At 57.5% G+C, this 6,815-nt stretch carries 6 protein-coding genes; 5 read left to right on the forward strand and 1 reads right to left on the reverse strand.

The annotated features are described in order from the left end of the window. Positions 1-550 (forward strand): ABC transporter permease (locus Q5H33_RS07735; RefSeq protein ID WP_302423879.1); only part of this gene is annotated, 550 nt, incomplete at its 5' end. A 120-nt stretch (positions 551-670) separates the two neighbouring features. On the opposite strand, the gene Q5H33_RS07740 is transcribed toward Q5H33_RS07735, so the two are convergent. Next, positions 671-2,167, reverse strand: a complete 1,497-nt coding sequence (locus tag Q5H33_RS07740) for a cation:proton antiporter (protein ID WP_302423882.1) — start codon at positions 2,165-2,167, stop codon at positions 671-673. Between the two features lie 296 nt (positions 2,168-2,463). On the opposite strand from Q5H33_RS07740, the gene Q5H33_RS07745 reads away from it, so the two are divergent. The 4 genes from Q5H33_RS07745 to Q5H33_RS07760 all read left to right on the forward strand — a co-directional run bounded on the left by Q5H33_RS07745 (position 2,464) and on the right by Q5H33_RS07760 (position 6,779). After that, entirely contained in the window at positions 2,464-2,925 is a 462-nt protein-coding gene (locus tag Q5H33_RS07745; protein WP_034880202.1) for a hypothetical protein, read from the forward strand. A 74-nt stretch (positions 2,926-2,999) separates the two neighbouring features. Further along, positions 3,000-4,100: a class C sortase gene (locus tag Q5H33_RS07750; protein WP_126016702.1), complete on the forward strand. Its 1,101-nt coding sequence runs from the start codon at positions 3,000-3,002 to the stop codon at positions 4,098-4,100. Positions 4,101-4,351: 251 nt separating this feature from the next. Continuing rightward, entirely contained in the window at positions 4,352-4,687 is a 336-nt protein-coding gene (locus Q5H33_RS07755) for a hypothetical protein (protein ID WP_302423884.1), read from the forward strand. A 28-nt stretch (positions 4,688-4,715) separates the two neighbouring features. Beyond that, positions 4,716-6,779: a Spy0128 family protein gene (locus Q5H33_RS07760; RefSeq protein ID WP_302423886.1), complete on the forward strand. Its 2,064-nt coding sequence runs from the start codon at positions 4,716-4,718 to the stop codon at positions 6,777-6,779. The last annotated feature ends 36 nt before the right edge of the window (positions 6,780-6,815 follow it).

The following is a 6,815-nucleotide window of genomic DNA, read 5'->3' on the forward strand; positions in this document are numbered from 1 at the left end:
CCAACAATTGGTGTGGAACGCCATGTATGCGAAGCTCAAAGGTTCAGGCGAATCCCAGGCCGCCTATGCGGAAAAGCTGGAAGACGACGATGCGGTCATGAAAGCCGTGAGCTGCGCGCACATGGCGGAAAGCTTCAAATTCGACCTGATGGGCGCGGTGGTCGCGCTGATAGTGGCGCTCGCGGGCGGGCTCGCGCTCGTGGTGTTGTTCACGCTCGCCAACACCAACGTGTCAGAACGTGAACGCGAGATGGCCACGCTCAAGGTGCTCGGATTCTTCGACAAAGAGGTTCACCACTATGTGAACCGTGAAATGATGGTGCTCACCATGATGGGCGTGGTGCTGGGCTTGCCGCTCGGACGTTTCGTCGGCGGATTGCTGACGGCCGCGTTGAACATGCCCGCACTGTATTTCGAAGTGGAATGCAAGCCGTTGAGCTATGTGATTGCGGCCGGCGCGACCATGGCTTTCGCGCTGCTCGTGCAGTTGTTCGTGAATCCGGTGTTGGATCGTATCGACCCGATTAGTTCGCTCAAATCCGTCGAATAGGCGCATGTCTGAATGTCCGATTCTCCAGAATCGGACATTCAGACGGGTAAAAGTGCGTTACGGTTGTCCGTTTCTCCAGAATCGGACACTTAGAGTGCCGGAAAGGCTCGGATTCGCGTTTCAGTTCTTCGGATAACGGTAGTTGTGTGGCAGTTGCGTGGTGAGCTGCGGGTCCAGGCCGAGTTCCTTCAACTGCCGGTCGATTTCGCGGCGCGCACGTTTCACAAGTTCGGCTCGATATTCATCGTCATGTCCGGCATTGCTATGTGCCGCATCGCCATGTCCCATCGTTCCCATCTTCTCCAGTGCGTCCAATGTTTCCGCCATACGCTTGAGCCGGTCCTGATGGTGCAGCAGCGCACGCACCTGCGCATGTTCGTGCACGATCGTCCGCCAATCGGATGGTGTGTGTGCAATCTCCCGAACCGCGGTGACCGGATGTACGTCGGCCACCTGATATGTGATCGAGCCAAGCAGCGGCATTAGGAACACCGTAATCGCGCCGGCTGCGACCAGTGTTGACGCGGTGTCGCCTTGCATGGTGCCGACCTTCACCGCCAGTGACGTGACGGCGACGATGATCGGCAGCGCGGTCGTGCAATACAGCGCTACGGTGACGCGATGATGCGATGACAGCGGATTCTCGCGTTTGTCGAGCGATAGCGCAACATATACGGGCACCGCGCGAATCAGCATGAGCATTACGATGAACGCGACGAGCAGCGCGGGTCGGCCTGCCACGGCGCGCACGTTGATCGCGGCTCCTGACACCACGAAAAACACAGGAATAAGGAATCCGTAGCCGACGCCTTCCAGCTTCATTTCCAGCGACTTGCTGCCGTCGGGGATGATGTAACGCAGGATGAAGCCTGCGGCGAACGCGCCGAGCACCGCGTCAAGTTCGAACAGTGCGGAAATGGTGACAAGGAAGATGAGCAGGAATGTGGTCAGTCGCATGAGCGTTTGCGATGACGTGTTCGCGTTTTCCGTAAGGAAACGGTACAGGCGATGGCCGGTTTTCAGTGCTTTCGTAGGTAGCATCGCGCACAGTAGGCAGATGGCGAGGAACGCGCCGAGCACGAGCATGGTCTGCCAGCCGGTTCGGGTGGATAGCAGGATGGCCATGGCGAGGATTGGGCCGAGTTCGCCCCACGTTCCGTACGAGATGATGGCGTCGCCGATGGGGGTGCCTTCGAGGTTGCGTTCCTTGAGAATCGGCATGAGTGTGCCGAGAGCGGTGGTGGTAAGTGCTATTACCGTGGCGATGCCGTTGATGCCTTGCTTTGCGAAGAATGGAAGCAGGGTCACGACGAGTCCGGCGAGCCCCAAGGTGATGATCCATGTGACAAGGCCGACTTTGCCTTGATGTCCGGCGAGTCGTTTCGGGTCGATTTCATAGCCGGCGAGCAGGAATAGGAACGCCATGCCGAGCTCGCTCAAGAGTTTCACGGCGTCGTTCACCTCGATTACGCCCAGTCCGTACGGACCGAGTGCGGCTCCGGTGACGAGCAGCAGCACAGTTTGTGGAATGAACCTTCCTGGAATCAGCTGCGCCACAATCGGGCTGACGGCCGCCACCGCCATGATGATAGTCAATGAAACGAGCTCTTGCGTCATGTTTCTAGCCTAGTGAGTCTGCATGACGGTGTTCAAGGACGTGATGCCCCATGATGAGCCAAAGGGCACTCTGGGGCAAGGTTAAGTTTTTGTAAATTTTATGGGGGGGGGGGGTAATTCTATGAGCGTTACTATCTGTGCAAAATGGCGGAACTGTTTTGTTTTGAAGATGGAACTCCTTCTTTTCATTGGGGGGAAGGGTGGGCTTTATTCGAGGGTTTTAACGAGGGTGCCAATGGGAAAGCTCCGATACGATTCTGAACCAAGCTGTTTAGGCAATATAGGGGGAGGGAAGAATGGTTGATGGAAAATTCACCGCAAAGGAGCGCGCGTATTTGGCCAGCCTTCCCGCAGTGGAAAGCGTGAGCGCGTCGCATATCCGGTATGCCGACAGTTTCCGCATCGAAGTCATGTGCAGATACAATGCGGGCGAATCGCCGGCCGCCATCTTCCGCGAGGCGGGTCTCGACCCGAAACTCATCGGATACAAACGCATTGAGCGGTGCATTGCACGCTGGAAAAAGCAGGAGGAACGAGACCGCCGCAACAGCAAGCGGGTGGACCGCGACGACCTGCGCGTCATTCGGCATCATGATCTTATGCGCGATGATGCGCAATCGTCGGCAACGGAATCGCAGGATGCGCTTTCGAAGCTCGCCCAAGCGCAACTCATCATCAACCAATGCGACGAATTGATCGCGAAACAGGCGTTGCGCATCGACGAACTGGAACGTGTGCTGCGAAAGCTTGTCGGGTGACGGCACGGTTGCGTGAGATGGAGGAAACGGCGGAATGGCATGACGGTCGTTGGCCGTCACCCGAAGAGGCTCCGATGGGTGGTCGACTTTCGTTGGAAAGTCGCTTTCCGTCGTTCGAAGAGGCGATTGACGTTGCCGACGAAATGCGTCAACGACGTCACGCTCGCGGCAAAACGCTGGCGATGCGTGCGATTGCGGCGCTGTTGATTGTCGCTGCGATCTGTATTGGCGGTTTTCCGGCGATGTTGCAGTATCGGTCGGCGCGTGATCTGTCGGGAACGTCGGTAAGATCCGCGCAGACGGTTGCGGGCTGGCCGTATCCGCAGGCGGATGACGCGTTCGCCGCGGCCCAGGACTATAACAAGCGGCTTGCGGAATCCGGACAGCCGATTTTGGGTGAGGCGAAGGATCCGTTCGCTGATGTGCGCGGAGGATCGCGTGCCAGTGTGTCCGATTCTGGTGAATCGGACAATGAAGCGGGTGAAAGTGGACCACAGTTGTCCGATTCTGGTGAATCGGACAATCAGAGTGGTGCGGGTACAGGCGCGGACGCCGGTTCCGCAAGCGCCAGTTCGGCGGACGCGGAGTACCGGAGTCTGTTGGATTCCGGCGGTGGCGTGATGGGTACGATTCGCATTCCGAAAATTTCCGTGAGACTGCCGATCTACCATGGCACCTCCGAATCGGCGCTCGCTTCGGGCGCGGGCCACCTGTACGGCAGCAGCCTGCCAGTCGGCGGCAAGAGCACGCATGCGGTGCTCACCGGGCATCGCGGACTGGTCGAGGCGGCCATGTTCACGCGGCTCGATGAAATGCGTGTCGGCGACTACTTCTACATCGAAGTGATGGGTCGAACGCTCGGCTATCAGGTGGACCGTATCACGGTGATCGAGCCGAACGACACGTCGCAGCTGAAAATCGTGCCTGGTGAGGATCGCGTGACCCTGATGACCTGCACGCCGTATGGCGTCAACACGCACCGTCTGCTGGTTTCGGCCACACATTCCGCCATTCCAGATGAGATTCCCGCCGAAAACGACGCGGTGAAGGATGCCCGCGCGATTGGTGCGATCACAGGTATTGCGACTCTCGTAGTGGGCGCGTTGTTGGTTTGGTTGCGACGCAAGCCGTGGCATATTCGCAGGCATGCTGCTTGGTGGCCGAAGCGTGGCTGATTCGGTTACATTTGCGTGAATAATCGCGCTTTTCGCACGTTTTTCCTTTTGTGATGTCGGGTGATTGCGCCGTAGGAAATGTGTTGCAGGGATTTTGTTGTTGCGCTGTTGCCAAACCCCGACTTTCCCGCACGTAGGGTGTGCGCGCGATTGTTTGATTTCCTTTAGTTTTCAGGGTTGAAGCAGTGTCGGATTGCTCCAGGCGAGTCAGTGGCGCGATTCGATGAGAGACGTGAATTAAGGGGATGCATATGAGACATGCGCACAACGAGGCAAAGCCGAGGGGAAGCTTTGTTCAACGCATGGTTGCGGCGCTCGCTGCGATTGCCATGCTTGGCGGCTTGGGTTACGTCACCACGTCTTCCGCCATTGCGGAAGACGACCAGAATCCTTCCGGTGACACTTCCACCTTGCAGCCTGCGAATAGTAAAAGCATTGCCAAAATCGAAGGTGGAGACGGTGATCAGTATGCGTTGCATTTGACTGCGTCCGGCGATAGTTCGTCGTCCACGGTTACGACCGCGGTGCCTGCCGATATTGTGCTGGTGCTTGACAAGTCCGGCAGTATGAAAAAACAGCAACCGTGACACGAATGCGAAAAACGCTGCCACGGCCTTGGCGAGTAAGCTTCTGACGGCCGCGAATGCCGCTCTTCCGGCTGAGCAGCAAGTACAGATGGCGGTGGTGACGTTCAGCGACAGGGCGCGAACAACTTCGCAGTTCACGACTTCCCCTGGCGCTATCGGCACGGCCGTCAGTGCGTGGCCAAATGGCGGAACCAACTGGGAAGACGCCCTGAAAACAGCGAACGATCTGTCATCGGGACGTTCCGGTGTGCAGAAGCATATCGTCTTCCTGTCTGACGGCAATCCGACCTTCAGAATCACATCCTATTCCGGATGCTTCAAGTGGAGTGGGTTCGGTCAGGGATGGGAAAGCCATCCTGAATACGGGACACAGGCGGAGTGCGAGGCTAACAATAAGTGGTTGGACCAGTCCTACCAGTGGAAAACCGACCCGGACGGCTCGGACGGAAACATCCACGGCGAGGGCGATGACGATAGCTACGGCTACAACTATGCGGCCGCTCTGTCGGAAGCCAACGAACGCGGGAACGCAGCCCTGTATGTGGTGAAGGTTTCGGCCGACGCCAATAAGATGAGCGACCTAGCCAAAGAAGCGAACGCCGTCACCGGCAAGGAATACGACGGAACGTCCGCGGGAAATCTGACGAAGGCATTCGAACAGATCTACAACACCATCACCACAACCGCGAAAATCAGAGCGTATTCCATCACCGACACCCTGTCTCAATGGGTTGATCCGGTCGATTTCGCCGATGTGGCAAACGGCACCGATATCACGCAATATGTGACGGTAACCAACAATGGCACAACCGTAAGCGGATATACGGCCGTCTACAACGTCGACGACAACGGCAATCGCACGATTACCGTGACATTCAACAATGGGAACGGCATGATCGTCGACAAAAACGAAACCATCGACGTTTCCTTCAAGGTAAAACCAAGCGACGCCGCATATGCGGATTACGCAAGCAAGCAGCAATACCCGGACACGGGAGAAGCCAATACCGGCAATGAATCCGCAGGAAAGCAAGGATACTTCTCCAATGCCGGAGCGCATCTGAACTACTGCGTGGTCACGTCCGTTAACGACCAGGAATCGGAATGCACCCAACAGACGCTCGACTATGCCAAACCGGTCGTGCAAGTCAGACTTGGCCAAATCACCATCAACAAGGTGTGGTCCGACGGTGCGAGCAAGCATGCGAGCGACGCGGTGACGGTCCAATTGCAGCGCACGAAGACAGGGGAAGCGGCCGCACAGGCTGAAAAAGTAGGCGATCCAATCACGTTGAACGCGTCGAATAATTGGACGGCCACGATCGGCAGATTGCAGCCCGGATACACCTACAGCGTGGCTGAAACGTCGGAAGACAGCCGCTACGCGGTCTCCTGCCAGTATGGCAATGCTGCGAGCAACGCGACCGGCGTGGACCTCACCAAAGCCATGGTCTGGCAGAGTGACGGCAACGGCGGCAACATGACGGCCACATTGACCAACACGTTGAAGAGCGCGACGCTATCCAATGTGATCACCGTGCAGAAAATCCTAGAGGGGCGCGACTGGAAGGCAGGCGATTCGTTCGATTTCGAACTGACCGCAGACGGCGACGCGCCGCTGCCGGCCGATTGCGCGCAACAGGCGCAACAGTCGTGCAAGGTGACGGTCGCCTATGATGCTGATTCCCCGGATAGCCAGCATTCCGCAACGTTCGGTGACATCACCTACAACGCTGGAAAAGCCGACTACACGTACACCATTACGGAAGGCAACGGCAATATCGCAGCCCTGCACTATTCGGGCGCGAAATACCAGATTGTGGTCGCCGTTACCGAAACGAACGGCGCATGGACGGCTTCGGTGAAATCCGTGACGAAACTGCTCGACGACAACGGCAAGAACGTTTCCGAATCGCAGAAAATCGGCGATCCGATCGCATTCACCAATACGTATGTGGCGGTGTCGGCGTTGCCGTTGACGGGCGGAACCACGGATCGTCAATGGCTGCTGGTTGGCGGCTCGATCGGCGGACTCGCAGTACTGCTGGTTGGCGCGGCTGGCGTCTGGAACAGCAGGAAGCGTCTCGTCTGAGACGGTTCCTCGGGCTGGACTGCCCTACCAACCTTC

The organism is uncultured Bifidobacterium sp. (assembly GCF_959020145.1).
Taxonomy (GTDB): Bacteria; Actinomycetota; Actinomycetes; order Actinomycetales; family Bifidobacteriaceae; genus Bifidobacterium.